Below are 26,483 nucleotides of genomic sequence, written 5' to 3'. Positions count from 1 at the left end.
ATCGTATCAGTGACAGTGCCCGTGTGCAGCACCGGCTGGCGCCATTGGGGCATCGCGGTCGACGCCGGCCGCTGCCAGTTTGGCGAGATAGTCGCGCCAGAGTTCATCCTGACGGATGGCCATGTCGTGCAGCAGGTCCCAGGAATAGATGCCGGTAGCGTGTCCGTCGGAGAAAGTCGGCTGCAGCGCATAGTTTCCGACGCCTTCAATCATGGTGATCGTGACGTCGCGCTTACCGGTTTGCAAAGTTTCCTGGCCAGGCCCGTGGCCCATCACTTCTGCCGACGGCGAATACACGCGCAGTAGTTCGAACGGCAGGCGATACGTTTCGCCGTTTGCGTACTGCAATTCGAGCACGCGCGATTTGGAATGCACGACCACGCCGGTCGGCACCGGGGTATCGCGAGTCAATCCACTCATGTTGACCTCATTAGAAAGCGCCGGGCCGCCTCTGGCGCGAAGCGCCAGGTTTGGAGCGTTCAGCCAAACGCCTGTTCGATTTCTTGGCGCACCGCTTCGCGCAACAGGGTAGCTTGCGCGCGGCGCGACGACAGCATGGCTTCGGACACCGTGCGTTGGCGCGGCGCCCAGACCGGCAGCGGGAAATGAGCGTCGTTCGAAAAGCGCGGAATCACATGCCAATGCACGTGCGGCACCTGGTTGCCGAGGCTCGCCAGGTTGACCTTCACCGGCTGGAGAATGCGCCGGATCGCACGCTCGACCGCATACACGGCCTGCATCACGCGATCGCGGTCGGTCTCGGCGAGATCGGAAAACTCAGCGACATGCTTGTTCCAGATCACCCGGCAAAAACCCGGGTAGTCGTGTTCGTCGGCGAGGACGACACGCAGGGTGTCGTCCTGCCACAGCACATCGCCGCCATCTTCACGGCAAAAAACGCATTCCATCGTCGTCCTCAGGCAAAAATCGTCAGTCGTGCCATTAAACCAGCACGCGCTCGATTCCGCCATTGTTCGCCCGCTGGACGTAATCCGCCATCCAGTCTTCGCCGAGCACGTGACGTGCCATCTCTACGACGATGTAGTCCGCCTCGGTGCCCGCGTCTTCGTTGTAGCGCGACAGGCCTTGCAGGCAGGACGGGCAGCTCGTCAGGATCTTCACCTCCGTGGCGCCGTTCGGTTGCGGCCCGTCGCCCGCCTTGAGCACGGAGCCGTCCGGCGCACCCGCCGCGCCGGCCGATGCATTGGCCGCGTTGATCCCATTCGCACCCGCCTCAGCCACCAAAGGAATGCCACGCAGCTTCGCGGCGCCCTTGCGCATTTCCTCTTCCTTGCGGAAACGGACTTGCGTCGAAATGTCCGGGCGTGTCACCGCGAGTGTGCCGGATTCGCCACAGCAGCGATCGTTCTTCTCGATCTTGTAGCCGTCGTTCTCCGCCCCCATCAGCTGATTGACGAGCTTGACCGGGTCCATCGTCTTGATCGGGGAGTGGCACGGGTCGTGGTACATGTAGCGCACACCGTTCACACCTTCGAGCTTGATCCCCTTCTCGAGCAGGAACTCATGGATGTCGATGATCCGGCAGCCCGGGAAGATCTTCTCGAATTCGTAACCGGCGAGCTGGTCGTAACACGTACCGCACGACACCACCACCGTCTTGATGTCGAGATAGTTCAGCGTATTCGCCACGCGGTGGAACAACACGCGGTTATCCGTGACGATCTGCTCAGCCTTGTCAAACTGGCCTGAACCGCGCTGTGGGTAGCCGCAGCAGAGATAGCCCGGCGGCAGCACGGTTTGCACGCCCGCCTCCCACAGCATCGCTTGCGTGGCCAGACCCACTTGCGAGAACAGCCGTTCGGAGCCGCAGCCCGGGAAGTAGAACACCGCTTCCGTATCGGCGGTGGTCGTCTTCGGATTGCGGATGATCGGGACGATCTTGTTGTCCTCGATGTCCAGCAACGCGCGCGCGGTTTTCTTCGGCAGATTGCCCGGCATCTTCTTGTTCATGAAGTGGATCACCTGCTGCGTGACCTTCGGCTTGCCGACGGTTGCCGGCGGGTGCGCCGTCTGCTTCTTCGCGAACTTCTTCAGCATGTCGTTGCCGAGGCGCTGCGCCTTGTACCCGATGCCCATCATCGCGGTGCGCGCGAGGTTGATGGTCTGCGGGTTGGTGGCGTTCAGGAAGAACATGCCGGCCGCGTTGCCCGGATTGAACTTCTTCTTGCCCATCTTGCGCAGCAGGTTGCGCATGTTCATCGTCACATCGCCGAAGTCGATCTTCACCGGGCACGGCGTCACGCATTTGTGACAGACGGTGCAGTGATCGGCGACGTCGTTGAACTCGTCCCAGTGCTTGATCGACACGCCGCGGCGCGTCTGCTCTTCGTACAGGAATGCCTCGACCAGCAAGGAGGTGGCGAGAATCTTGTTGCGCGGGCTGTACAGCAGGTTCGCGCGCGGCACGTGGGTCGCGCACACCGGCTTGCACTTGCCGCAACGCAAACAGTCCTTGATCGACTCGGAAATCGCCCCGATGTCGGACTGCTGCATGATCAGCGATTCATAGCCCATCAGGCCAAAGCTCGGCGTGTAGGCGTTGCGCAGGTCGGCGCCTTCGAGGAGCTTGCCCGCGTTGAAGCGGCCATGCGGATCGACGCGCTGCTTGTACGCGCGGAATTCGCCGATCTCTTCGTCCGTCAGGAACTCGAGCTTGGTAATACCGATGCCGTGTTCGCCGGAAATCACGCCATCGAGCGAACGCGCCAGCTTCATGATGCGCGCGACCGCCGTGTGGGCGTCCTGCAGCATCTCGTAGTTGTCGGAGTTGACCGGCAGGTTCGTGTGGACGTTGCCGTCGCCCGCGTGCATGTGCAGCGCGACAAACACGCGGCCACGCAACACCTTCTTGTGAATCGCCTGCGCTTCTTCGAGGATCGGCTTAAACTCGCCGCCGTTGAAGATCTGCCGCAACTCAGCCCGGATCTCGGCCTTCCACGACACGCGCACCGTACGGTCTTGCGTGATATGGAACACGGTCGCATCCGGCTGCGCGTCGACGCGATCGGCGAACTTCTCCGCCAGCCCTTCGTAGCCGAGGCCGACCAGATAGTGCTGCGCCTCACGCAAGGACAGATCTAGCTTGTCGCGCAGGAATTCCCAGCGCGTGCGCACTTTCTTCAGCAGATCGAGCGCCTGTTGCACGCGATCTTCGAGCAATTCCGCGCTCGGGATTTCGTTGGCGTCGTCGCTCTTGCCGAGCGGCAGCTTGCCGCCCTTGAAGAACGTTTCGAGCGCGTCGACCAGTTGCAGCTTGTTCTTGATCGACAGCTCGATATTGATGCGTTCGATGCCATCGGTGTACTCGCCCATCCGGTTGAGCGGGATCACCACGTCTTCGTTGATCTTGAACGCGTTGGTGTGCTTGGCAATCGCGGCGGTACGGCTGCGGTCGAGCCAGAAACGCTTGCGCGCCTCGGCGTTGACGGCGACGAAACCTTCGCCGCTCTTACCGTTGGCCATGCGCACGACTTCCGAGGTCGCTTGCGCCACCGCATCCGCATCGTCGCCGACGATGTCGCCGATCAGCACCATCTTCGGAAACGCGTTGCGCTTGCTCTTGGTCGCGTAGCCGACCGCGCGCAGATAGCGCTCGTCCAGATGCTCGAGGCCGGCGAGAATCGCGCCGCCCTGCTTCGACGTTTCAAACAGATAGTCTTTGATCTCGACAATGCTCGGGATCGCTTCGCGGGCCTGACCGAAGAACTCGAGGCAGACCGTGCGCGTATGCGCCGGCATCTTGTGCAGCACCCAGCGCGCCGACGTGATCAGACCGTCGCAGCCTTCTTTCTGCACACCCGGCAGACCGGCCAGGAATTTGTCGGTCACGTCCTTGCCGAGACCTTCCTTACGGAATACGCGGCCCTTGATGTTGAGCGCTTCCGTGCGCAGCAGCTTTTCGCCTGGCGCGTAGCTGCCGTCGAACCACTTCAGCTCGAAACGCGCGACTTCGATGTCGTGGATCTTGCCGAGGTTGTGGTCCAGACGCGTGACTTCGAGCCAATTCCCTTCCGGGTCGACCATGCGCCACCAGGCGAGGTTGTCGAGCGCCGTGCCCCACAGCACCGCCTTCTTGCCGCCCGCGTTCATCGCGACGTTGCCGCCGACGCAGGATGCATCCAGCGAAGTCGGATCGACGGCGAACACGAAGCCAGCCTGCTCGGCCGCTTCGGTCACGCGGCGTGTGACCACGCCCGCCCCGGAGAAAATCGTCGCCACCTTGCGCTCGACGCCCGGCAGTTCGGTCATCTCGACTGCGCCCAGCTGTTCGAGCTTTTCCGTGTTGATGACAGCCGAGAACGGCGTGAGCGGTACCGCGCCGCCCGTATAACCCGTGCCGCCTCCGCGCGGAATCACCGTCAGACCGAGCTCGAAACACGCCTTGATCATGCCCGCGATCTCGGCTTCGGTATCCGGCGTCAGCACGACGAACGGGTACTCAACGCGCCAGTCGGTCGCGTCCGTCACGTGCGAGACGCGGGACAAGCCGTCGAACTTGATGTTGTCTTTTTCCGTGACCTTGCCCAGCACCTTGTTCGCACGACGGCGCAGATCGAAGGTCTTCTGGAATTCGCTCTCGAAATCGTCGACGGCACGGCGTGCAGCCGCCACCAGCGTTTCGACGCGAGCGGCCCGATCGATGCCCGCTTCATCGCCGTGCTCGACCAGATCGGCGCGACGGCGCTTCTCGATCTCGGTCAGACGGTGATGCAGCGCCTCGATCAGCAGCGCGCGGCGCTTCGGATTGTCGAGCAGGTCGTCTTGCAGATAAGGATTGCGGCGTACGACCCAGATGTCGCCGAGCACTTCGTACAGCATCCGTGCCGAGCGGCCGGTGCGGCGTTCCGCGCGCAGTTCGGCCAGGGCCGCCCAGGCTTCGTCGCCAAGCAGACGGATAACGATTTCGCGGTCGGAAAACGATGTGTAGTTATAGGGAATTTCGCGCAGACGCGCTTCAGGATCGGCGGCCACCGCAGTGGCGGCCCCGTGCGGATCGAATACTTGAGGTGCGTTCATGTTCGGACGACTCGGTGGGTCAACCGGGCGCGCTCATCTCTGTGAGGCGTCGGCGGACGGTGCGCGTGGGGCGCAATGCTGGAAATCTTCTAGGGGAGCGAAGCGCAACCGACGGCCTACCCACATCAGTCGCTTCACGGCGCTCAGAGACAGCTACACGATCGCGCATGGCGGACGTGACGCTCCGCCGCGGGGCAAGACTCACGCGGGACGGGCATCAAATGGGCGATCCGAGGCTGCCAGTGCATCTTCCGATCCTTATTCCAAAATGGAATTCTACCCCATGATCCCGCCACGCGTTGACGCCTGAAATCAGGGTTGTGGCAGGACTTTTGGCGTTTTTGTGCTGAACGGCGCTCGTGAGCGCATACGAACCATTCTCCGACCGGACGGTCGGGTTGGACTTTGCCGGCGGCGCGCCAGGATGGGCTGAAGGTTCACAGAGGGCCAGCGTGCACACCGTTGGCGCTATCATTGACGCTTTCCCGTCTCGCAAAGCGCACCGCGCCACCCGCATGGCTTCCCACGACTACCTGAAGAAAACCCTGACCGCGCGCGTCTACGACGTGGCCCGCGAGACCGAACTCGAACGCGCGCCGAATCTGTCGGCACGGCTACGCAATCCGGTGTATCTGAAACGCGAGGACAACCAGCCGGTGTTCTCGTTCAAGGTGCGCGGCGCGTACAACAAGATGGCGCATATTCCGGCGGAGGCGCTGGAGCGGGGTGTGATTACCGCGTCGGCGGGCAATCACGCGCAGGGTGTGGCGTTGTCGGCGGCCCGTATGGGCGTGAAAGCAATCATCGTTGTACCGGTGACAACCCCGCAGGTGAAGGTCGACGCGGTACGCGCGCATGGCGGGGCGACAGTCGAAGTCGTGCAGTTCGGCGAGTCCTATAGCGATGCATACGGACATGCCGTGAAGCTGCAGGAAGAACGCGGCCTGACGTTCGTCCACCCGTTCGACGATCCGTACGTAATCGCGGGCCAGGGCACGGTCGCGATGGAGATTCTCAGCCAGCATCAGGGCCCGATCCACGCGATCTTCGTGCCGATCGGCGGTGGTGGACTCGCGGCAGGTGTGGCCGCGTACGTGAAATCGGTGCGCCCGGAGATCAAGGTGATCGGCGTGCAGACGGATGACTCGTGTGCGATGGCGGCTTCCTTAAAAGCAGGCGAACGGGTCACATTGAACGAAGTCGGGCTGTTCTCGGATGGCACCGCCGTGAAGCTTGTGGGCGAAGAAACCTTCCGCCTGTGCCGCGAATATCTCGACGATGTGCTGCTCGTGAACACCGACGCGCTGTGCGCCGCGATCAAGGACGTGTTCCAGGACACCCGCAGCGTGCTGGAGCCGGCCGGCGCGCTGGCCGTGGCCGGCGCCAAACAGTATGCCGAGCGTGAAGGCATCGAGGACCAGACGCTGATTGCGATCACGTCCGGTGCGAACATGAACTTCGACCGCATGCGTTTCGTGGCGGAGCGCGCTGAGGTGGGTGAAGCACGTGAAGCGGTGTTCGCCGTGACGATTCCCGAAGAGCGCGGCAGTTTCCGCCGGTTCTGCGAACTGGTGGGGACGCGCAGCGTCACCGAGTTCAACTACCGCATTGCGGACGCGAATTCAGCCCATATCTTTGTCGGCGTACAGATCCGCAATCGCAGCGAGTCGGCCCAGATCGCGGGTGCATTTGAAGCGCATGGTTTTGCCACCGTCGATCTGACCTTCGATGAACTGTCGAAGCAGCACATCCGCTACATGGTCGGCGGCCGCTCGCCGCTGGCCCACGACGAACGCCTGTTCCGTTTCGAGTTTCCGGAGCGTCCGGGCGCGCTGATGAAGTTTTTGTCGTCGATGGCGCCGAACTGGAATATCAGCCTGTTCCACTATCGCAACCAGGGTGCGGACTACAGTTCGATTCTGGTCGGCATTCAGGTGCCGGAGAGCGAGAACAGCGAGTTCGAACACTTTCTCACGACGCTTGGTTACCCCTACTGGGAAGAGACGCAGAACCCGGTGTACCGATTGTTTCTCGCTTGATCTTATTGGATTAAAACGCACAGATGGCTCTTTCGCTTGTCGACAAACTGGTGGTGGCAATCTCGTCGCGCGCGCTGTTCGACTTCGAGGAAGAGAACTGCGTGTACGAGGAAGGCAACCTGCAGGCGTATGAAGCGTTGCAGCGCGAGCGGCTGGCTGTGCCCGCAAAACCGGGTGTCGCGTTTCCGCTGATCCGCAAGCTGCTGGCTTTGAACGCCGGCGGCCATCGGGTCGAAGTGGTGATCCTGTCGCGCAGCGATCCGATCAGTGGATTGCGCGCATTTCATTCATGCAGGGAGTATGGGCTGGCGATCGAACGTGGCGTGTTCACACGTGGGCGCGCGCCATTTGCTTATCTGAAGCCGTTGAATGCCTCGCTGTTTTTGTCCGCGAATCAGGATGACGTGCGCGATGCATTGGCTGCCGGATTTCCGGCCGCGCGCGTCTTGCCCGAATCGGCGAAAATGGCGAGCAAGTATCCGGACGAGATCCGGATTGCCTTCGACGGCGACGCCGTGCTGTTTTCCGATGAAGCCGAGCGCATCTTTCAGAAGGATGGCTTGCGGGCGTTCGTCGGCCACGAGATTCACAACAAGGATTTGCCGCTTGCGGATGGGCCTTTGAAGCCGTTGCTCGAAGCGCTGCACCGACTGCAGAAACTCGCGGATGAAGCCGCACCGATGCATATTCGTACGGCACTGGTGACAGCGCGCTCAGCCCCAGCGCATGAGCGCGCGATCCGCACATTGATGGCGTGGAACATCGAAATCGACGAAGCGATGTTCCTCGGCGGCCTCGACAAGAGCGCGTTTTTGCGCGAGTTCGAGCCGGACTTTTTCTTCGACGACCAAATTGGCCATTGCGAATCGGCCCGCGTCGTGACGGCGACGGGACACGTGCTGAGTGGCATCGTGAACGCATCATGACACCCGAACAATCACCGCTGGGTAAGGCATCCACTTACACCGAACAATATGACGCTTCGCTGCTCTTCCCGATTGCCCGGAAGAATGCGCGCGAGGCGATTGGGATTGGCGCGCAGTTGCCGTTTTTCGGCACGGACATCTGGAATGCTTACGAGCTTTCCTGGCTGAATGCGCGCGGCAAGCCGCAGATTGCGGTGGCCACTTTCTTTGTACCGGCTGATTCGCCGAATATTGTCGAGTCGAAGTCGTTCAAGCTTTATCTCGGGTCGTTTGCGCAGACGGCTTTTGAATCGATGGAAGTTGTGCGCGACACGATCAAGCGGGATGTTTCCGCTTCATGCGGCGCGACGGTGTCGGTTCATCTGGCTGCGCCGTATGAGTTTGGCAAATTGCAGATGGAAGAGTTTGAAGGCTTGTCGTTGGATCGGCTCGATCTCGATACCGATGTTTATCACCCTGACGCTTCGTTGCTGAAGGCTGCGTTCGACGAGTCGCCTGTCGAGGAGACGTTGGTTTCCAACTTGCTTAAGTCGAATTGTCCTGTGACGGGGCAGCCTGATTGGGGCAGTGTGCAGATCCATTATGTTGGGCCGCAGATCGATCACGCGGGCTTGCTGAGGTACATCATTTCCTATCGGAATCACACTGGGTTTCATGAGCAGTGCGTCGAGAGGATTTTTATCGATGTGCTTAAGGCCTGCCGGCCGGTGAAGCTTGCTGTTTATGCGCGGTATACCCGCCGCGGGGGGCTGGATATTAATCCGTTCCGGACGAATTTTAATTTGCCGATGCCGGATAATTTGCGATTGGCGCGGCAATAAGGGAACGTGGTTTTTTGCCTGCGCGGCGCCTGTTTGTCTGTGCTTCTGGGTTTGGTGCCTTTCCTTGTTTTGTTAGTGGTCTATTAGCGTTGCCCCTGTGCGGGGCGGCACCTACTTTTCTTTGCCGGCTGCAAAGAAAAGTAGGCAAAAGAAAGCAGCTCAAACCACTAATGCTAAACGGGTCCCGTGGTCTGCACAGGGTAGTGGTGCATCTGGAATCTGTGTTCGCGCACCTGCATACGCTAGTGACAAGGGCGTCATACTTCCGGCGGCGCTGCGCGCGCCGAAGAGTACTTCATAACCCCCACGCTACGTTTTGGCGCTCGCGTCTCGCCACCGAACCGTGGCTCGTCATTGCATCACCATTGCGATTGCGATTGGACTGGCAATTGCAGCCTCGACTGCAACGGCAACCGCGGCTGTGATCGTGATTGGGACCAGGACGGTGATCAGCACAACGACATATCATTTGAAGCGGGGGTTCCCGGGTGCGGGCAGAGGCGCGTCGCCGAGGCGAAGCCGACGGCCTCCCACAGACCCGAACCGAAGCCCGTGGTTTCCCATGCATACCCGTCCGCGACGCACGAAGTGCGGAGTGGGAGCTGATGAACCCCTTGTCACTAACGCTGAATGCGCGAGAGCACGGATTCCAGATGCACCACTACCCGCAGCAGACCACGGTACCCACTTAGCAGTAGCGGTTTGAGCTGCTTTCTTTTGCCTACTTTTCTTTGCAGCCGGCAAAGAAAAGTAGGCGCCGCCCCGCACAGGGGCAACGCTAATAGACCACTAACAAATCAAGGAAAGGCCAAAGCCCTAAGAACACTGACAACAAGCGCCGAGCAGGCAAAAAACCCTAATCAGCGCCTGCGGCAAACAAAAAACACCATCAAGCCGAAGGCTTCTTATACGCCACGCAATCAACCTCAACCCGACAGTCGATCACCATCGAAGAAACCACACATGCCCGCGCCGGCGGATTCTCCCCAAAATACTCCCGAAACACCTTATTAAACGAAGCAAAATCACGCGGATCATCCAGCCACACACCACAGCGGACAACATGCTCCGCCCCATACCCAGCTTCCTTCAGAATAGCGAAAACATTCTGAATCGCCTTGTGCGATTGCTCAACAATCCCGCCATTGATCACCTCACCATTTTCCATCGGCGTCTGCCCGGAAACGAACAACCAGCCATCCGCTTCGACCGCCCGAGCAAAGGGCATATGTTGACCACCCGTACCCTTGCCACCTTCAACGCCATATCGCTTCATCATCCAACTCCTTAAAAAGTCCGGCACGCGGCGCGAGCAATGCCACAACCGCTTGCCACATCAATCAGAACAAAAAATCAAAACGCGCCGTGTGCATCACCCTTCGACGCCGCACCCCGCGCCACAAAATGCCCCGCCCGTTCGCCGGTCACCGCGCCATCGCGATACGCCAACACGCCGTTCACCCACACCGCGTCGATCCCATCGGCCGCCTGTTGCGGCTTCTCAAACGTCGCCGCGTCGCGCACTTTGGCCGGGTCGAACAACACCAGATCCGCGTGATAACCGATGTGCACCTCGCCGCGCTGCGTCAACCCAAACCGGCGCGCCGACAAGCTGGTCATCTTGCGCACCGCCTCTTCAAGCGGCAGCAAACCGGCGTCCCGTACGTAATGCCCAAGCACGCGCGGAAACGCGCCCCACAACCGCGGATGCGGCAACGGATCGTTCGGCAATCCATCCGAGCCAACCATCGTCGCGGGATGCGACAGAATGCGCCGCACGTCGTCCTCGGACATGTTGTGATACACCGCGCCCGCCGGCTGCAAACGCTTGCCAGCCTCCTGCTGCGTGACGCCCCACTCGGCGGCAATCTCCTTGATCAGCTTGCCCGCCATCTCGGGATGCGGCTCCGACCACGTAATCGTGATGTCGATGTCGCCCGTCACCTGCTTCACGTCGAGCGTCGACGAACTGCGGTTGTACGGATAGCAATCGCAACCGATCGGCTGCAACCGACGTGCGCCTTCCAACGACTCCAACACCTCAACGCTACGCCCCCAATTCGAAGGCCCCGCGCACTTCAGATGCGAAATCACCACCGGCACATGCGCGTGACGGCCCACCCGATACGCTTCATCCATCGCGTCGAGAATCGCGTCGAACTCGGTGCGCATGTGCGTCGTGTAAAGCGCGCCAGCAGCGGCGAGCGGCTCGGCCAGCGCCATCACCTCTTCGGTCGGCGCGGAGAAGGCGGAGCCGTACGCGAGCCCCGAGCTCAAACCCAGCGCACCGTTCGACAACGCCTCTTCAAGTTGCGCGCGCATGCCGTCGATTTCCGCTGCGGTCGCCGCGCGATCGAGCCGGTCCATCTGATTGCTGCGCAACGCCGTATGCCCAATCAGCGCGCCGACATTCACCGCCGGACGCGCGGCGTTCACCGCTTCGACATACGCTGCGAAAGTCGGATACTGGAACGCATCGCGCTCGCCAAGCAGATTCATCGGATCAGGCGGATCACCCTTCAACGACACCGGCGACGCACTGATCCCGCAGTTGCCGACAATCACCGTCGTTACGCCCTGCGTGATCTTCGGCAGCATTTGCGGCGAACGGATCACGTGCGTGTCGTCATGCGTGTGAACGTCGATGAAGCCGGGCGCCAGCGCGCGGCCGTTCGCCTCGACCACATCTTCGGCCAGCCAGTTCGACAGGTTGCCGATCGCGGCGATGCGGCCGTCGCGGATCGCAACGTCGCGCTCGACCGGCGGTGCGCCCGTGCCGTCGTACAGTTGCGCGCCGACGATCAGCGTATCGGCGGCTTCGGGATGCGAATGCATGGATCAGTCTCCTAACGGTTGTCGGTCGCCACCGCCACGGTGCGCGTCGAGCGCGTGCTTCATGCGGCGCAGCAATTCGCGGCTCTCGTCACCCTGACTCACGGCAAGTTCAGTGACGAGCACATCGAGCGCCATCATCATCGCGTAGCGCGACGATGATGGTTTGTAAATGAAATCGGTTTCAAAGGCGACGATCGGGATTACCCAATCGGCCAGTTTGGCCAATGGCGAAGCCGGCGCGGTCAAGGCGATCACAGTCGCCCCGTAGCTGCGCGCAATCTTGCAGTTCTCGACCATCTCGGGCACGCGCCCTGTGGTGGACAACGCGATCACCACGCACTCGCGCGACACGGTGCTCGCCACCATGCGCTGCAACAAGCCGTCCTGATACGTCGCAACCGGCCGACCGAGGCGCACGAGCCTGAAGCGCATCTCGTCGGCCAATGCAGTCGAGCCGCCGCCCATGCCGAACACGTAGATCATCCGCGCGGCGCGCAACGCAGCTGCCGCTTCGGCCAAAGGCGCCTGACGAAGAAGTTGATGGTTATGTGCAAGCGCGGTCTGTAGTTCGTCGAACACGCGGGTGGCAATCGGTTCGGGCGCGTCGGTAGGTCCGCCCGCCTGCAGGAAGCGCTGGCCGACGGCCGCCGCCTGCGCGAGCCGCAACTTCAACTCCCGCACGTCGCGGCAACCGACAGCCTTGGCAAAGCGCGTCACGGTCGCGACGCTCACCTCTGCCTGCTGGGCGAGCGCGCCAATGCTGGCGCGCGATGCGCCAGTCAGGTCGTCGAGAATCAGCGCGGCAACCTTCCGTTCGGCCGAACGCAGTTCCGGCGCGCATTCGGCGATGCGAGCGACGATATCGAAGGCCAGTGGTTCGGCGGTTAAGTTCATTGCAGGCTGTGGGGTGTCTCGCGAACGCTTACAAAGCGCTTCCGGAAAACCGTGGTACTAAATAACATTCCTTCAACCATCGTACTTTCGGTAACATGGTAAAGTCAACTTTGATTCGATTTAACTGGACGATGGAGCAGGGAGACATGAAAGTTACAAACTATCAGGGCGCAACGATTGATCCTTATAGCAAGGGCTTGGGCATGGTTCCGGGCACCAGCATCCAACTTACGGATGCCGCGCGCCTCGAGTGGAACCTGCTGAACGAAGACGTGAGCCTGCCCGCCGCCGTGCTGTACGCGGATCGTGTGGAACACAACCTGAAGTGGATGCAGGCGTTCGTCGCGGAATACGGTGTCAAGCTCGCGCCGCACGGCAAAACCACCATGGCGCCGCAGCTGTTTCGCCGTCAGCTCGAAACCGGCGCATGGGGCATCACCCTCGCCACCGCGCATCAGGTGCGCGCGGCGTATCACGGCGGTGTTTCGCGGATCCTGATGGCCAACCAGCTGGTTGGCCGCCGCAACATGATGATGATCGCCGAGTTGCTGAGCGACCCGGATTTCGAGTTCTTCTGCCTCGTCGATTCGGTCGAAGGCGTCGAGCAACTGGGTCAATTTTTCACATCGGTACGCAAGCCGCTGCAAGTATTGCTCGAGCTTGGCGTGCCGGGCGGCCGCACCGGCGTGCGCGACGAAGCGCAGCGCAACGCGGTGCTCGAGGCGATCGCGCGCTATCCGGATGTGTTGAAGCTGGCAGGCGTCGAGTTGTATGAAGGCGTGCTGAAAGAAGAACACGAAGTGCGCGAATTCCTGCAGAGCGCAGTCGCTGTGACGCGCGCGCTCGTCGAGGAAGGACGATTCGCCCGCACGCCAGCCGTTCTGTCAGGCGCCGGCTCGGCCTGGTACGACGTGGTCGCGGAAGAATTCGTGAAGGCCTCGGAGACAGGCAAGGTCGAAGTCGTGCTACGGCCCGGCTGCTATCTGACACATGACGTCGGCGTGTACCGCAAGGCGCAGACGGACATCTTCGCGCGGAATCCGGTCGCAAAGAAAATGGGCGAAGGCTTGCTGCCGGCGCTGCAACTGTGGGCATATGTGCAGTCGATTCCGGAACCGGATCGCGCGATCATCGGCCTCGGCAAACGCGATTCCGCTTTCGACGCAGGCATGCCAGAGCCGTCGCGCCACTATCGTCCGGGCACCGAAGCGCCGCGCGATATCGCAGCGAGCGAAGGTTGGGAGATTTTCGGCCTGATGGATCAGCACGCGTATCTGCGGATTCCCGCGGGCGCCGATCTGAAGGTAGGTGACATGATCGCGTTCGACATCTCGCATCCGTGCCTGACGTTCGACAAGTGGCGTCAGGTGCTGGTGGTCGATCCGTCGTATCGCGTCACGGAAGTGATCGAAACGTTCTTCTGATCGCGATAGAACCGGCGCGTTTCACCGCAAGGTGGCGCGCCGTTTGTTGCAGCCCTCCCGCTTAATCGGCAGGTTCGATCCTCGCTGGATTTCGGGCGGCGGGCGCGTCTCCGGCAAGCCGCAGTCTGGATGGTATCCGCACCGGGTGCTCCGGCGGTCGCCGCGGCTTTGAGTCGGGCTTAAGCCTGACGAGCCGGATCCGCCTCCGCCGTGTCGGACACCTGGGAAGCGGATGCCGATGCCGCTGCAGCGCCACTCGTAGCAGCCACTTCGCCGATCCGCACTTCAAGCATCTTCAACGCCCCCGACAACGCGCTCAGCGCTTCGTCCGGCAACGCTGCCATCGTGTCGTGCAAAAAAGCGTTGCGACGCGGCAGGCTGGCTTCGGTCGCCGACCGTCCCACTTCGGTCAAACGCACATTGGTCACGCGGTTGTCGCGCGTATCCATGCTGCGAGCAATCCAGCCTAAACCCTCCAGCGTTTTCAGCTGCCGGGTCAGCGCGCCCGGATCGACGCGCAAGCGCTCGACCAGCCGCTTCTGAGACGATTCGCCGGCCTGTTCGTGCAGCGCGAGCAGAATGCGCCAGCGCGGCAACGGATGGCCCACGTGAGCCTCGAACGCCGACATGAACGCCCGATAAGTGCGGCCGAATTGCTGCATGACGGCGACGCGGTCCTGTTCTTCCATGATCTGTCAGTAAAACGGTAAGACTAAAAAATCAATCCGCGTGAATCACCGGCTCGAGCTTGCGCTGGAGCTTAACTGGCGGCACACGCCGGCTTTGCCACACGGACACCACGGCGATGATCGCCGCGAGCGCGAGACCCAGATGAATGGCTGAAACGAGCGACTCGCGCGCGCTCTCGAGCAGCATCGCGCCGTTGTGGCCCGCATGCGTCAGCTGGCCGAGCAAGGTGGTTTGCGCATCGCGATTGATCAGGATTTGCGGGTCGCCGAGATCGGCGAACCACTGCGACGCGTGATCGTTTTCCAGCGCGCTGCGCACGCCGCTCGCGTACATATGGCTGATCAGCGTGCCGGTCAGCGCCGTGCCTATCATCCCGCCGATCATCCGTAGCGACTGCAGCAGCGCGGTAGCGATACCGAGGTGTTCGCGGCCCGCAGTCTGCTGAGCGAAAATAGTCAGATTTGGCATCACGAAGCCGAGACCGAGGCCGCCGAGCACCATGAACGACATCAGCATCCATTGCGGCATAGAACGCGTCGCGACGACCACGCCGAGGCACGCCAGCGCCACCAGCGCAAAGCCGACGTACAGCATCAGATTCGGATTGCGCACACGCGAGACGATGCGTCCATTGGCGATACTGCCGATCGTGATGAATACGACGAGTGGCGTAATGACCAGCCCCGCCTCTTTCGGCGACATCCCGAAGCCACCCTGAAATAGCAACGGTGCATAGAACAGCAACGAGAACATCGTGAAGCCGCCCAGCACGGCGAGTGTGAAGAGCGCGGCCAGACTGCGATTGCGAAACATGTCCACTGGCAGAATCGCCGTCGGGCAGCGCTTTTCCCACTGCCACAAGCCATATGCCGAGGCGACGCTCAGTGCAAGCAGCGCGAAGGCGCTCAAGGTGACGCCGTGCTTCGGCAACAACTCGACGAACAATTGCAGCGAACCGAGCGCCACTGCGATCAACAACGCACCCGGCCAATCGAGCCGCATCTTGCCTTCGTGCTCGATGTGCCGCAGATGCGGCAGAAAGCGCCAGACGAAAAATAGTGACAGCAAGCCGACCGGCAAATTCACATAAAACACTGAGCGCCAGCCGTAATACTGCGTGAGAAAACCGCCGAGCGACGGCCCCACCGCATTCGCAATCCCGAACGCCGAACTCATCAGTACCTGCCAGCGCAGTCGCACGACCGAATCGGGAAAGAGATCAGGAATGCACGCGAAGGCTGTGCCGACCAGCATGCCGCCGCCGATGCCCTGCAAGCCGCGCGCGAGCACGAGGAACAGCATGTTGTTGGCAGCGCCGCAGAGCACCGATGCCGCCGTAAACACGACGATCGAGGCGATCACAAATGGCTTGCGCCCGTAGTAATCGCCGAGGCGGCCGAAGATCGGCACAGTAATCACCGAGGTCAGCAAATACAACGTGCCGACCCACGCGTAGAGCTCGAAACCCTTCAGTTCCGCGACGATCGTGGGCAACGCGGTGCCGACCACGGTCTGGTCCAGTGCGACCAGCATCGAAACGAAGGAAACGCCGAGCATCGCCAGTAGCGACTCACGGAAAGGTAAAACTTGCCCACTCGAGTGGTGGGCCGCGGTATGGACAGCCATTTTTGATAGAGCAACAGTTGACTCGTCAAGCGATTGGGAATCATACCATGAGGTGATGCTCTAAGCTGGAACCCGCCGGGGCGGCTCAACGCATCGGCAATCGACTGAAGAATGGACAATACATGACGCTAGGGAGGCACATGGAGCCGAGTTCGCTCGCAGCACAATCCTTATCGGACGACGACCTGAGCGCGCTGCGACGCGCGAAACACGAACTGGAGAGCCCGGCGCTGGCGATGAAACTGGCGAGCATCGTCGGCTCGCCGCTCGAGAAGCTGCTCGCGCGCATGCCGGCTTTTGCCAACGAAAAGGTCACGGATGCAACGGAACTGGCGTTGCGCAAGTGCCTGTCGATCGCGCTGCGCACGCTGGGACGGCAGGCTGGCGCCACGCCCCTGGTGGTGCCCGACAAGCCGAGCAACCTGCTGCACAAGTTCGCTGTGGCAACCACCGGCGCGGCCGGCGGCGCATTCGGTCTGTTCGCGCTGCCCGTCGAGTTGCCAGTCACGACCACGTTGATGTTTCGCTCGATCTGCGACATCGCGCGCAGCGAGGGCGAGGATCTGTCGTCGATCGACACGCAGCTGCAATGCCTGACGGTGCTCGGCATGGGCGGCACCTCGAAAGCGGACGACGACGCCGACTTCGGCTACTTCATCATGCGCGGCGCGCTGGCGCAGGCGGTATCGAAGGCTTCATCCGAAATCGCGACGAAAGGCTTCACCGCGCACGGCTCGGCGGCCTTGCTACGCCTGCTCAACACGATTGCTGCGCGCTTTTCGGTGCAGGTGAGTGAGCAGATCGCCGCCAAGTCAATTCCGGCGATCGGCGCGGTGCTTGGCGCGATGGTCAATACGGTATTCATCGACCACTTCCAGCAGGTAGCGCACGGCCACTTCACCGTGCGGCGACTGGAGCGGCAATACGGCCAGGAAACTGTCGAAGCCGCCTATCAGGCGATCGACGTCGCCCTGGATGGCTGAGCGGCCGTGCCGCGCCCATTCGTTGCACTCGTCACGCGCCGCACGAAGGCCGCGGCGCGGTCGAGCGCGCGACCGCCTTCCGGGATGAACGGCGTGAACAAGGGCCAGACGTGCGGCATCTTCTTCCACACTTCGAGTTCGCAGTCGACGCCCGCCGCGCGCGCCTTGTCGGCAACGCGTTGCGAGTCGTCGAGCAATACCTCGGTGCTGCCCGCCAAGATGAAGAGCGGCGGCAAGCCGTGCAGGTCGGCATAGACCGGCGAAGCGTGGGGATGCGTGGCTGGCGTGTCGCCGAGATAAACCTGTGCGGCCCGCGTGATCGCGGGACCGCTGAACATCGGATCAAGACCGTCGTTGGTGCGAATGGTGGCGCCGGCAGCGGCCAGATCGGTCCACGGTGAGAACAGCAGGCAGCCTGCCGGTAGCGGATCGCCGGCGTCGCGCAAGGCGACTACCGTAGCAAGCGCAAGGCCACCGCCTGCTGAATCCCCCGCGATCACAATCGACTCGGGCGGCGTGCCGTCCGCGACCAGTTGACGGTAGGCGGCGGTTGCATCGTCGAGCGCGGCTGGAAAGCGGTGCTCGGGCGCGAGATGATAGTCGAGGGAAAAGATCGGTGCGTTCGCACGCGTGGCGAGGCCGAATACGAGCGAGCGATGCGTACGCGGCGAACAGAAGTAGTAGCCACCGCCATGACAATACAGCACGATCGGGCCATTCCCGAGAGGGGATGTGCCGTCAGCGCGCTCGATCCACTCGCCCTGTAACGGCCAATCGTCCTGCCGGTACGACTCGCGCAGACGCCAGCCGCCCGGCACGCGCGGCGACCAGGCGCGCTTGGCTGTCAGCGCACGCGCCTTCTCGACATTGATACTCGGCTTGAGAGTTTGCGGTCGAAACTGCTTACGCAGATACCAGCACGCGAGTGCACTTTGCCAGCTCATCAGGACACGCTCCTTCGATAGTGTCCCATCATGGTACGTGCGTTCGCCGCCGCGCCGGTGGACGGTGGCTTCTAATCCCGAAAAAGCGCCCGCGCCACCGGGCAAGGCTTTTCTCGTTGCCCTCGTGCCTAGTTCGCCGGCAAAACCTGCCCGCGAATCTCGCCCGTCGGATTCTGCTCGGTATGGACGTTGAAGTACCACTGCCCCGCCATCAGGTCCGTCACCTGCTGTTCGGTGAGCGCCGCCGATCCTTTGATCGGGCTCGCGAGCGCGTCCTTCCCGATCGGCACCTGGACCTTGGCGTTCTGCCCGACCGGCGCAGGACCGTGGAAGTGTGCGGCGGTTGCCGGACCACTCAGCCCTTCATAGATGACGGTCCATTGCAGGGATTTGGTCGACGTATCGAATGTGGCGTTCAACATGCCGTGCCCGTGACTTACGCGCGGCGGCACTTCGCTCGACGGTTCGAGGTCAGCCTTCAACGCCACCGTATCCGCAAAGGCGACGCCCGACGCCAACGCCCACACCACCACAGCAAGATTCAGTTTTCGAAGCGCAATCATGGTCTTCTCCGGACTTTGATGCACCGCCGCACCGACATTTCGGTCACGCGCAGAGCCACCACATACTAGTGCAAATCCGTTGCAGCTGTTTGCGTCGGGGTCAAATGACATCGCGGCGATCTGCGCGACGCCTTCTTCGATATTTACAAACAGTTAATTGCGCAATTCGTACTGAATCTTTTGCGTCATCCCGATTATGCTTCCGACTGCGAGAAGTGACTCCTTCATCGAGGGATGTCTCCAAATCTTTAACGCGGCTTCGGCCGCGTTTTTTTTCGTCCTTTCGATTCGCTGCATGGATTTAGTCACGAGCGCGCACGCACCAATGCGATCGCCCAAGCGAGGCGCTACAGGCCGCCTCGGTGCAGTGCACTGCACTGCGAAGCCGCGTCATGCAAGTAGTGCAGCCTGCTCCTCGATTCCATCTAACATCGCATTGCACTTGCGCACCAATGCCAGCCCATCGCTGCGCAAGCGTTCTGGCGTCTTGACGGTGATATCCCGGCGGTAGTATTCCAACGCATTGAGCAGCGGCGGGTACTGCAATACGCTCGCCGCCCCTGCCACGCGATGATGCCACTCGCGCAGCCGCTCGATCTCGATGCGCTCGAGTAGCGGCGACAATGCCCGCACGTCTTCGCGCACCGATGATACGAATGAATCGAGCAATGCCTTGACGGTCGATTCGCTCCCCCACAACTGCGTCATGTGACTCAGGTCAACCGGGACAAATGGCTCGGCGCCGCAATGCGCATCCGGCCCGGAAACCGGCGGTGCGTTGACCGTTTCAGCGGGAGCCGCTTGCCATGCGCTGTCAGTGCCGAACCAACGGCTCAGGTACTCGCGTAGCGTAGCAAGCCGCGTCGGCTTGACGAGGCAGTCGTCCATGCCGGCGTCACGACACAGCTTCAGGTCTTCCGGCGCGGTGTTCGCGGTAATCCCGAGAATCGGCAAATGATGCATGCCATCCCGTTCCCGCTCCCGGATGCGCCGCGCCAATTCGTAGCCAGACAGGTTCGGCATGTGGCAGTCCGTGATCAGACATCCATAGCTGGTTTGCTCGAGCGCGGCCAGTGCCTCGACGCCGTCGTTCGTCACGTCGCAGGCAAAACCGAGCAAAGCCAGTTGATGGCGGATCAACTCCTGATTGACGGGATGGTCTTCCGCAACCAGGATGAGCCGTCCGCTGGCAATTGCCCGTTCGCGGTCCGGCGGGACGGCGGCGCCGTCAGCCATACGCGGCATGCCGGTGGAACGCGGCGCCACGGAAGGCAGCCCCGTCATCACCGCAGCGCACGCCGCACCGAGACCGCGCCACGAGATTGGGTTGATACTGACGCGCACGTTGTTGTCGAGGATGCGGTAACCAGTCGGTTTCGGCTTCTCGGTCAGGCAGATGATCCGCGATCCGGGCCTCGCGCTTTCGGGCAGCACCACATCTTCACTCACAAAAATCATATCCACGCCGTCCAGGCCGGCTGACTCGCACAGTTCGGTTGCATGCGGCGACACGCGGCTCAACTCGAGTCCGAGGGCCTGGCCGAAATGAATCAGCGCCTGTGCGACCCGCGCGTCGTCCGTCGCCACAACGCCGCGCTTGCCGCGCAAGCCGCTCACCGAGTAGTGCTGCGATGCCACCGGCATGGTGAGCCGCACAGTCATGCGCGTACCGACCCCAGGTTCGCTGCGCAATTCGAGGGTGCCGTTCATCAGATCGATCAGCTTGCGGCAGATCGTCAGGCCAAGACCGGTACCGCCGAAGCGGCGGGTGGTAGACGTCTCCGCCTGCACGAACGGCTCGAACAGTTGCGCCTGCACCTCCGGTGCAATGCCGATGCCGGTGTCCTCAACAGTCATCTCGAGCGTCTGGGCGTCAGCGGACTGATCAACGACCGCAACCTGCACGTCGACTTCACCCTCCGGCGTGAACTTGATGGCGTTGCCGAGGAGATTGAACAGAATCTGCCGCAATCGCACGCTATCCCCACGGAGCGTAGCCGCGACTTCGGGCGCGATATCCACGCGTACCTTCAGCCCCTTTTCGTGGGCGCGGCCCGCGAGCAAACCAACGGCGTTGTCGACCAGTTCGCGCATGTCGATAGGTTCGGCTTCGATAGTCAGCCGCCCCGCTTCAATCTTCGAATAGTCGAGCAAGTCGTCCAGAATCTGCAGCAGCGCACCCGCCGACTCGTGGATCATGCTCAGCATTTCCCCTTGGTCCGCATCGAGCGGCGTGCGCTCCAGCACTTCGACGAGGCCGAGCACACCGTTCATCGGCGTGCGGATTTCGTGACTCATCATCGCGACGAAGTCATCTTTTGCGCGCGAGGCGGCTTCGGCCACGTCGCGCGCTCGCGCGAGTTCCTCGGACCGCGCGTGCTCGACGCTCGCGTCCACCCAATAGCCGCTCCACACCACACTGCCATCGTTCTCACGGCGCGGCACCAGCTCCGCGCGCGCCCACTTGATCTCACGCTCGACTTCGAAGCGAAACTCCATATTCACCGGCGACTCGCAGCGCGCCGATCGCTCCAGCTCGGCCAGCACGAAAGGCCTGTCTTCTTCGCACACGCGTCTGAAATCAATCTCTTCGCGGTTCATCGACGAGGCAGAGCCGTCACCCAGCAGATGTCGCGTGTCGCCGCCGATATACGGAAACGAATACGCGCCGTCCACGGTGCGGCGCAGCTGAAACACGACGGCCGGCAATGAGCGCGTGACGTCGAAAAGGCGCCGCTCGGTTTCGCGCGCGAGCATTTCAGCACGCCGGATATCGGTGATGTCGACCATCGTTCCGAGTACACAACTGGGCTTGCCGTTGCTGCTGTGACAAATCCGGGTCCAGAACAGGCCGTGCCGCAGGTCGCCTGTGCCGCGTTCAAACTCGAGTTCCGCCTGCGCAGGCTCGCCGTCTCTCAGCATCTTGCGTGTGAGGTCGTCCAGAACGTGGCTATTGGCTTCACCCCATGCCTCGACGTCCACGGCCGTACGTCCGATCACCGCTTCGCGGCGCAAACCACACGCTTCTTCATACGCACGGTTGATCGCGATGTAGCGTCCATCCAGATCTTTGGCGACGAGCGGATAAGGAACCATCTCCATCATGGTTTCCTGAAAGTTCAGCTGCAGCGCCAGTTCGCGTTCGGTCTGCTTACGCAGCCTGACTTCGCGTTGCAGCAGTAGATACGCGCGTAGCGTAACCAGCAACACGAGACCGATCCCGATCAGCAACGGCAAAAGACGCACGGCGGTAACGCTCCATGTTCCCGACTCCGCTGTACTGCCGGTCAACCACTTCTGCCGGATGCGCTGATTCTCGGCTGTCAACGCGAGGCGCCGCGCAGCGGACTCAGCTTGCGCGTCGAAGCTGCTGGATAGCCAGTGCATACGGATCGCCGCATCGTCAGCCGGTTTCATTGACGCGATCGCGCGGTCGAGCTGGTCACGCAACGCCACCCGGTTACGCGGTACAGCAAAGCGCAATTCAGCGAGTCTGCTGCGTTCCTCGAAAGCGACTTGCAGTCCGCGGAATTCTTCGGTAGCCAGCGCGTACTGAACAGAAGGACCAAAACCGAGATAGGCATCGGCATCGCCTTGCGCGACCGCCAGGAGCGCCGCGTGCGTACTTGCGAAGGTCCCGAGCTGGGCACGTGGAAAGCGCTCGCGCAGCGAACGTTCCAGTGCAAACCCTTTCTCTACCGCGAGGCGCGCGCCGGCAAGCTGAGCGACACTTCCGTATGCATCGCTGTCGCGGCGGACCACGACTGAAGCGAATGCCCGAAAGTACGGCGCGGTAAAGCTGAAGCAGCGCTCCCGTTCGAGTGTACGAGCGATACTCATGACCAGATCGACGTTGCCTGCGCATGCCGCGGCCAGTAGTTGCGGCATGTCAGGAAACACTTTCGGCTCGATCACGACGTTCGGCCCGACCAGCGCGCGCAGATAGTCGGCGCTCAAGCCGGTTAGCTGACCGTCCTGAAGTCCGTCGAAAGGCAACCAGCCGTTAGCCAGCACACCGACAGTCAATTTGCCAGGAAATGCCCCTGCGACCGGCGGAAGCGATGGACCGGCAAAAGGCTGGGCTGCCGCCGATTGCATCTGCGCAACGACAAAGGCGAACACCACAAGCAGGCACTGCAATACACGTCGGACCACCCGCCGCACCGCGACACCGCGTTGGCGTGTCATAGCGGGCACCATGAGATTAGACGAGGAGGTGGTCACGCGACTTCGCCCTGCCCGTGAGCGAGCGACGCCGCATGCCGGCTGGACTTGCCCCGGAGAAGGCAAAACAGCGCACCGGCGACGACGCCGCCCAGCAGCGGCGCGGCCCAGAACAGCCAGAGTTGGTCGAGTGCCCAGTCGCCGACGAACAACGCCTGACCGGTTGAGCGAGCGGGATTGATCGAACCGTTGGTAACCGGAATCGACACCATGTACACGATCATCAGACACGCGCCGGCGACCAACGGTGCGATCGGCCGCAACCTTCGTCGACTGGCCACCATCAAGCTCGCCATGACGAAAGCGAACGACAGTGCAAGCTCGACGACCAGCGCAGAATGAAGTTGATAGTCGGCCGGAGAATGTTCGCCGAAACCGTTCGCTGCGAATTCGCTCGCGGCCAGTTCGAAGCCAGGGCGGCCGCTCGCCACGTAAGCGAGCAGCGCAGCGGCTGCGATGGCGCCGAGAATCTGGGCGGCAATGTAGGGCAGCAGATCCCGAACCGGGAAACGGTGCGCGACCGTAAAACCGATCGTGACAGCCGGATTGAAGTGCGCGCCTGAGATGGCGCCGAATGCGTAGCTCGCCGTGGCGAGCGCGAGACCGAACGCGAGTGATACCTCGAGCACGCCGTAACCTTGCTGGACCGCGCCGGTGTTCAATACAATGCTGCCGCAGCCGATGAACACCACCCAGGCTGTCCCGACCCCTTCGACCCATAGCCGCTTGCCTAGCCCTACCATGCCGCCTCCCAGTATTTGTGCAAATGGCAGACGGCGCTCCATTTCAGCCGCTCGACATCTGCCTGAATTTTCCAGGCTCGGCGTTGCTCAGCATGGCGAAATGACTGCTTTCGTCAGGCGGGCGTTGGAAGTCGAGCCTCAGCTAATTCGTAACTATGAAGCGGCAACTTAACCCAACCAATCAGAAGACTCCTAAAGTTCTAAGAATCATCGCAGGGGTCGAGGGTCAGTTCTCTGACGCGGGTGTCAGGTCAACCCTATCTGCCTCGCATAATCGATGAGGTCGTTTTCTGTCTCGAGACCGAGCTTGCGCATCGCGCTTCGCTTCTGAGTGCTGATGGTCTTGCCGCTGCGCTGCAATCGCACCGCAATCTCGTGGACCGCCAGACCTTGCACATAAAGCTGGAAGACCTCCCATTCGCGCGCGCTCAGCACGCCCGCGCGCGGTTGCGGCGGCGCATCGCATGCGTCTATCGCAATGCGCGCCTGGTCCGATAGATAAACACGGCCGCTAACCGCCGCCTCGATTGCTTCGATCAACGCCGCGGCGGTATCGCGCTTGTCGACGATTCCGGCTACGCCGAGGTGTAACAATCCTGACAGCATGTGCACATGGCAGATCATGGTCAGCACGACGACGCAGGGGCGCGGCCGCCCCCGCAACAGACGGCGAAGAAACGAGACGGCATTGTTGGCGCCGTGAATGCCTGGCATGCCGATATCCGATACGACGACGTCGCACGCGTGGGTATCGAGCAATTCGGCCAGCGTTTGGGTATCAGGCGCCTCGCCGACTATCTCGATGTGGGGCGCTGCTTGAAGCAGACGCATCACGCCAACACGAACGCAATCGTGATCGTCGGCCACGATGACGCGGATCTTTTGTGTCATTTTTTGTTGTCTTATCGACTGGCACTCCCTGCACGCGACGTGCATCCCCGGGATGTGCGAAGTACATCTTCTATTCGCCATGCCACCGAACCGGCATGACGTCTCGTCGGCTTAGCGCCGGTTTTGCAGGCAATCTTCGGAGATCACGCCGTGCTCGACGGCGAAGCGGAATAGTTCCGCGTCGCTGTGCAGATCGAGCTTGCGCATTGCGGTACATTTCTGAGCGCTGATAGTCTTGACACTGCGCCCGAAGCGCGAGGCGATCTCGGTTACGCCAAGCCCGGAAGCGTACTGCGTGAACACCTCCAGTTCTCGGCGCGACAACATTTTCCGGACAAAATCGAGCCGCTGCACGACCGTTGCATCTGCAATCAGCGATCGCACCACCGGTCCGAGATAGCACTCGCGAGCCAGCGCCGTTATGGCTGCCACGTGAATCAGATCGATCCGGTCACGTTTGCTCATCAGCCCATCGACGCCGAGCGCGATGACCTTTCTCAGCGCGGCCGCTTCAGTTTCCATGGTGAGTACTACGAGTGCGACTTGGGGGTAGCGCGCCTTGAACTGTCTGACGGCCTCCAGTCCGTCGCCGTAGAGGCCGCCTGGCATGTAGAGGTCCATGAAAACGAGGTCGCATGGAATACGATCGACCTCCCTGAACAGTTCCGTGGCGTCGGCAGCGCGGCCGACGATTTGCATATTCGGATAGCCCGCCATCAGATTCTCGATCGCCAACAGAACCAGTGGATGATCGTCCGCGATGATGGTACGCACAGGTGTACTCAATTCAACGTTATCGTTCATCGTCTTTTTCTCCCCCGCACCCAGATTTCCTGTCGCTCTCTCCGGAGCAACCGGCCGTGCCGCGATCATTAATCATATTTCGGTCGATAGACATAAGATCGCTCTTAAATGAGTAATTGTCCTACTCTGAAAATTGATTAGATATACGATCTAACTTCCACAAACCCCATGCGCGCGGATATAAGCAAAAAGGCCGGGATCGTTGGCGACGCCGAGTTTAGCCATTGCTTCGCGTTTCTGACGACTAATGGTGCGACGATGACATCCGAGCGCCGCGGCGATCTCGGAGATCGATCGGCCACGTACAAACATTCTTATAACTTCTGCCTGCCTCGCGGACAATCGCAATACTGGTGGCGGGTCGCACGCGTCGTCTACAGGCTGGGCAAGCGCCTGGATAATGGAGTGGCCCACGTACACCTCACCCTTCCTACCCACCTCGATCGCTTGCCAAAGCTCGTCCATTGTTTCCATTTTGCTGAGCACGCCGACTACACCATCTGACACGATGGCGCGCAGAATCGCCGCATTCGTCAGAGCCGTCATCACGACGATTCGCAAGCATGGCCACGTGGATCGGATTCGCCTGACAAGATCCAGACCATCTTCGACCGTGCCGGATGCCTCCGGCATCGTCAGGTCGGTGACGAGCACGTCGCATGGCGTACTCTGCAGCAGGGTGATCAGTGAAGCGGGGGTAGTCGCTTCGCCAACAATCGCGACACCGGCGTGCATTTCCAGCGCGGCCCGAACGCCAAGTAGAACGAAAGGATGATCGTCCGCAAGAATGACTCGAAGGTTCGCCATGATTTGTTTCCATTTTTGTAGGCGCATTCAGCGAACGAGTAGGGAGACACCGCTCGCTGCATGCGTGCTCTAAAGGCCAGGTGGCGTTGTATGCCATACCAAGGGCGGCCATAAAACCACCGCTACAAACCGGAGAAAATCGGAGCGCTCTGAAACCCACCAACTATTTGATAGTCCATAGCAAAACTATCAACGCGGGAATACGCAATTATGCAAATCGAATATGCGAGAG

20 protein-coding genes are annotated in these 26,483 nt (G+C 61.3%); 5 read left to right on the top strand and 15 right to left on the bottom strand.

Features of this window, described 5'->3' with window-relative positions:
* Window positions 1-6: 6 nt before the first annotated feature.
* The 3 genes from PQQ86_RS02080 to PQQ86_RS02070 are packed head-to-tail and all read right to left on the bottom strand — an operon-like array spanning window position 7 to window position 5,037.
* Entirely contained in the window at window positions 7-420 is a 414-nt protein-coding gene (locus tag PQQ86_RS02080) for a gamma-butyrobetaine hydroxylase family protein (RefSeq protein ID WP_097391278.1), read from the bottom strand.
* A gap of 59 nt (window positions 421-479) precedes the next feature.
* Window positions 480-908 (bottom strand): HIT family protein, encoded by a 429-nt coding sequence (locus tag PQQ86_RS02075; protein WP_408264538.1) that lies wholly within the window; start codon window positions 906-908, stop codon window positions 480-482.
* A 34-nt stretch (window positions 909-942) separates the two neighbouring features.
* The gene (locus PQQ86_RS02070; RefSeq protein ID WP_408264536.1) at window positions 943-5,037 is read right to left on the bottom strand and encodes a DUF3683 domain-containing protein; all 4,095 of its coding nucleotides are present in this window, start codon (window positions 5,035-5,037) and stop codon (window positions 943-945) included.
* 515 nt (window positions 5,038-5,552) lie between these two features.
* On the opposite strand from PQQ86_RS02070, the gene ilvA reads away from it, so the two are divergent.
* The 3 genes from ilvA to queF are packed head-to-tail and all read left to right on the top strand — an operon-like array spanning window position 5,553 to window position 8,823.
* Window positions 5,553-7,076 carry a threonine ammonia-lyase, biosynthetic gene (gene ilvA, locus PQQ86_RS02065; protein ID WP_408264534.1) on the top strand — a complete coding sequence of 508 codons (1,524 nt, stop codon included), beginning with the start codon at window positions 5,553-5,555 and terminating at the stop codon, window positions 7,074-7,076.
* 23 nt (window positions 7,077-7,099) lie between these two features.
* The gene (locus tag PQQ86_RS02060) at window positions 7,100-8,002 is read left to right on the top strand and encodes a 5'-nucleotidase (protein ID WP_408264532.1); all 903 of its coding nucleotides are present in this window, start codon (window positions 7,100-7,102) and stop codon (window positions 8,000-8,002) included.
* Entirely contained in the window at window positions 7,999-8,823 is an 825-nt protein-coding gene (gene queF / locus PQQ86_RS02055; protein ID WP_408264530.1) for an NADPH-dependent 7-cyano-7-deazaguanine reductase QueF, read from the top strand. The genes PQQ86_RS02060 and queF overlap by 4 nt, the downstream gene beginning before the upstream one ends.
* An 889-nt stretch (window positions 8,824-9,712) precedes the next feature.
* On the opposite strand, the gene PQQ86_RS02050 is transcribed toward queF, so the two are convergent.
* The 3 genes from PQQ86_RS02050 to PQQ86_RS02040 all read right to left on the bottom strand — a co-directional run bounded on the left by PQQ86_RS02050 (window position 9,713) and on the right by PQQ86_RS02040 (window position 12,552).
* Window positions 9,713-10,099 (bottom strand): RidA family protein, encoded by a 387-nt coding sequence (locus tag PQQ86_RS02050; protein WP_028200605.1) that lies wholly within the window; start codon window positions 10,097-10,099, stop codon window positions 9,713-9,715.
* 77 nt (window positions 10,100-10,176) lie between these two features.
* Window positions 10,177-11,658 carry an N-acyl-D-amino-acid deacylase family protein gene (locus PQQ86_RS02045; RefSeq protein WP_408264528.1) on the bottom strand — a complete coding sequence of 494 codons (1,482 nt, stop codon included), beginning with the start codon at window positions 11,656-11,658 and terminating at the stop codon, window positions 10,177-10,179.
* 3 nt (window positions 11,659-11,661) lie between these two features.
* The gene (locus PQQ86_RS02040; RefSeq protein ID WP_097391272.1) at window positions 11,662-12,552 is read right to left on the bottom strand and encodes a MurR/RpiR family transcriptional regulator; all 891 of its coding nucleotides are present in this window, start codon (window positions 12,550-12,552) and stop codon (window positions 11,662-11,664) included.
* 146 nt (window positions 12,553-12,698) lie between these two features.
* Here PQQ86_RS02040 and PQQ86_RS02035 point away from each other — a divergent pair, with 146 nt between their 5' ends.
* Window positions 12,699-13,976: an amino acid deaminase gene (locus tag PQQ86_RS02035; RefSeq protein WP_408264526.1), complete on the top strand. Its 1,278-nt coding sequence runs from the start codon at window positions 12,699-12,701 to the stop codon at window positions 13,974-13,976.
* Window positions 13,977-14,155: 179 nt separating this feature from the next.
* On the opposite strand, the gene PQQ86_RS02030 is transcribed toward PQQ86_RS02035, so the two are convergent.
* Both PQQ86_RS02030 and PQQ86_RS02025 read right to left on the bottom strand, forming a co-directional pair.
* Complete coding sequence (locus PQQ86_RS02030; protein WP_408264524.1) at window positions 14,156-14,665, bottom strand: MarR family winged helix-turn-helix transcriptional regulator; 510 nt, start codon at window positions 14,663-14,665, stop codon at window positions 14,156-14,158.
* A gap of 31 nt (window positions 14,666-14,696) precedes the next feature.
* Window positions 14,697-16,292 carry an MDR family MFS transporter gene (locus PQQ86_RS02025; protein WP_408264522.1) on the bottom strand — a complete coding sequence of 532 codons (1,596 nt, stop codon included), beginning with the start codon at window positions 16,290-16,292 and terminating at the stop codon, window positions 14,697-14,699.
* A gap of 140 nt (window positions 16,293-16,432) precedes the next feature.
* On the opposite strand from PQQ86_RS02025, the gene PQQ86_RS02020 reads away from it, so the two are divergent.
* Window positions 16,433-17,275: an EcsC family protein gene (locus PQQ86_RS02020; RefSeq protein ID WP_408270017.1), complete on the top strand. Its 843-nt coding sequence runs from the start codon at window positions 16,433-16,435 to the stop codon at window positions 17,273-17,275.
* Here the strand turns inward: PQQ86_RS02020 and PQQ86_RS02015 are convergent.
* The 7 genes from PQQ86_RS02015 to PQQ86_RS01985 form a co-directional block, all read right to left on the bottom strand.
* On the bottom strand, window positions 17,245-18,219 hold the full coding sequence (locus tag PQQ86_RS02015; protein ID WP_408264520.1) for an alpha/beta hydrolase: 975 nt from the start codon (window positions 18,217-18,219) through the stop codon (window positions 17,245-17,247). The genes PQQ86_RS02020 and PQQ86_RS02015 overlap by 31 nt on opposite strands.
* Window positions 18,220-18,347: 128 nt before the next feature.
* Window positions 18,348-18,782 carry a CHRD domain-containing protein gene (locus PQQ86_RS02010; protein WP_408264518.1) on the bottom strand — a complete coding sequence of 145 codons (435 nt, stop codon included), beginning with the start codon at window positions 18,780-18,782 and terminating at the stop codon, window positions 18,348-18,350.
* Between the two features lie 390 nt (window positions 18,783-19,172).
* Window positions 19,173-22,970: an ATP-binding protein gene (locus PQQ86_RS02005; RefSeq protein WP_408264516.1), complete on the bottom strand. Its 3,798-nt coding sequence runs from the start codon at window positions 22,968-22,970 to the stop codon at window positions 19,173-19,175.
* A 32-nt stretch (window positions 22,971-23,002) separates the two neighbouring features.
* Window positions 23,003-23,749: an aquaporin Z gene (gene aqpZ / locus PQQ86_RS02000; RefSeq protein ID WP_408264514.1), complete on the bottom strand. Its 747-nt coding sequence runs from the start codon at window positions 23,747-23,749 to the stop codon at window positions 23,003-23,005.
* Window positions 23,750-23,995: 246 nt separating this feature from the next.
* Window positions 23,996-24,640 carry a response regulator gene (locus PQQ86_RS01995; RefSeq protein ID WP_408264512.1) on the bottom strand — a complete coding sequence of 215 codons (645 nt, stop codon included), beginning with the start codon at window positions 24,638-24,640 and terminating at the stop codon, window positions 23,996-23,998.
* Between the two features lie 111 nt (window positions 24,641-24,751).
* Window positions 24,752-25,444 carry a response regulator gene (locus PQQ86_RS01990; protein WP_408264510.1) on the bottom strand — a complete coding sequence of 231 codons (693 nt, stop codon included), beginning with the start codon at window positions 25,442-25,444 and terminating at the stop codon, window positions 24,752-24,754.
* A 150-nt stretch (window positions 25,445-25,594) separates the two neighbouring features.
* Window positions 25,595-26,251 (bottom strand): response regulator, encoded by a 657-nt coding sequence (locus PQQ86_RS01985; RefSeq protein ID WP_408264508.1) that lies wholly within the window; start codon window positions 26,249-26,251, stop codon window positions 25,595-25,597.
* Between the last annotated feature and the right edge of the window lie 232 nt (window positions 26,252-26,483).

The sequence above is a fragment of the Paraburkholderia sediminicola genome, from assembly GCF_046026675.1.
GTDB lineage: Bacteria > Pseudomonadota > Gammaproteobacteria > Burkholderiales > Burkholderiaceae > Paraburkholderia > Paraburkholderia sediminicola_F.
This window is presented reverse-complemented; position numbering and strand designations above follow the sequence as displayed.

Bases quoted from the DNA above. Each gene is read 5' to 3' on its own strand.
- PQQ86_RS02030 (WP_408264524.1), bottom strand. From the start codon at position 14,665: ATGGAAGAACAGGACCGCGTCGCCGTCATGCAGCAATTCGGCCGCACT.
- PQQ86_RS02070 (WP_408264536.1), bottom strand. From the start codon at position 5,037: ATGAACGCACCTCAAGTATTCGATCCGCACGGGGCCGCCACTGCGGTG.
- PQQ86_RS01995 (WP_408264512.1), bottom strand. From the start codon at position 24,640: ATGACACAAAAGATCCGCGTCATCGTGGCCGACGATCACGATTGCGTT.
- PQQ86_RS01985 (WP_408264508.1), bottom strand. From the start codon at position 26,251: ATGGCGAACCTTCGAGTCATTCTTGCGGACGATCATCCTTTCGTTCTA.
- PQQ86_RS02010 (WP_408264518.1), bottom strand. From the start codon at position 18,782: ATGATTGCGCTTCGAAAACTGAATCTTGCTGTGGTGGTGTGGGCGTTG.
- PQQ86_RS02075 (WP_408264538.1), bottom strand. From the start codon at position 908: ATGGAATGCGTTTTTTGCCGTGAAGATGGCGGCGATGTGCTGTGGCAG.
- PQQ86_RS02060 (WP_408264532.1), top strand. From the start codon at position 7,100: ATGGCTCTTTCGCTTGTCGACAAACTGGTGGTGGCAATCTCGTCGCGC.
- PQQ86_RS02035 (WP_408264526.1), top strand. From the start codon at position 12,699: ATGAAAGTTACAAACTATCAGGGCGCAACGATTGATCCTTATAGCAAG.
- ilvA (WP_408264534.1), top strand. From the start codon at position 5,553: ATGGCTTCCCACGACTACCTGAAGAAAACCCTGACCGCGCGCGTCTAC.
- PQQ86_RS02025 (WP_408264522.1), bottom strand. From the start codon at position 16,292: ATGGCTGTCCATACCGCGGCCCACCACTCGAGTGGGCAAGTTTTACCT.
- PQQ86_RS01990 (WP_408264510.1), bottom strand. From the start codon at position 25,444: ATGAACGATAACGTTGAATTGAGTACACCTGTGCGTACCATCATCGCG.
- PQQ86_RS02015 (WP_408264520.1), bottom strand. From the start codon at position 18,219: ATGAGCTGGCAAAGTGCACTCGCGTGCTGGTATCTGCGTAAGCAGTTT.
- PQQ86_RS02005 (WP_408264516.1), bottom strand. From the start codon at position 22,970: ATGACACGCCAACGCGGTGTCGCGGTGCGGCGGGTGGTCCGACGTGTA.
- PQQ86_RS02040 (WP_097391272.1), bottom strand. From the start codon at position 12,552: ATGAACTTAACCGCCGAACCACTGGCCTTCGATATCGTCGCTCGCATC.
- PQQ86_RS02080 (WP_097391278.1), bottom strand. From the start codon at position 420: ATGAGTGGATTGACTCGCGATACCCCGGTGCCGACCGGCGTGGTCGTG.
- PQQ86_RS02045 (WP_408264528.1), bottom strand. From the start codon at position 11,658: ATGCATTCGCATCCCGAAGCCGCCGATACGCTGATCGTCGGCGCGCAA.
- PQQ86_RS02050 (WP_028200605.1), bottom strand. From the start codon at position 10,099: ATGAAGCGATATGGCGTTGAAGGTGGCAAGGGTACGGGTGGTCAACAT.
- aqpZ (WP_408264514.1), bottom strand. From the start codon at position 23,749: ATGGTAGGGCTAGGCAAGCGGCTATGGGTCGAAGGGGTCGGGACAGCC.
- queF (WP_408264530.1), top strand. From the start codon at position 7,999: ATGACACCCGAACAATCACCGCTGGGTAAGGCATCCACTTACACCGAA.
- PQQ86_RS02020 (WP_408270017.1), top strand. From the start codon at position 16,433: ATGGAGCCGAGTTCGCTCGCAGCACAATCCTTATCGGACGACGACCTG.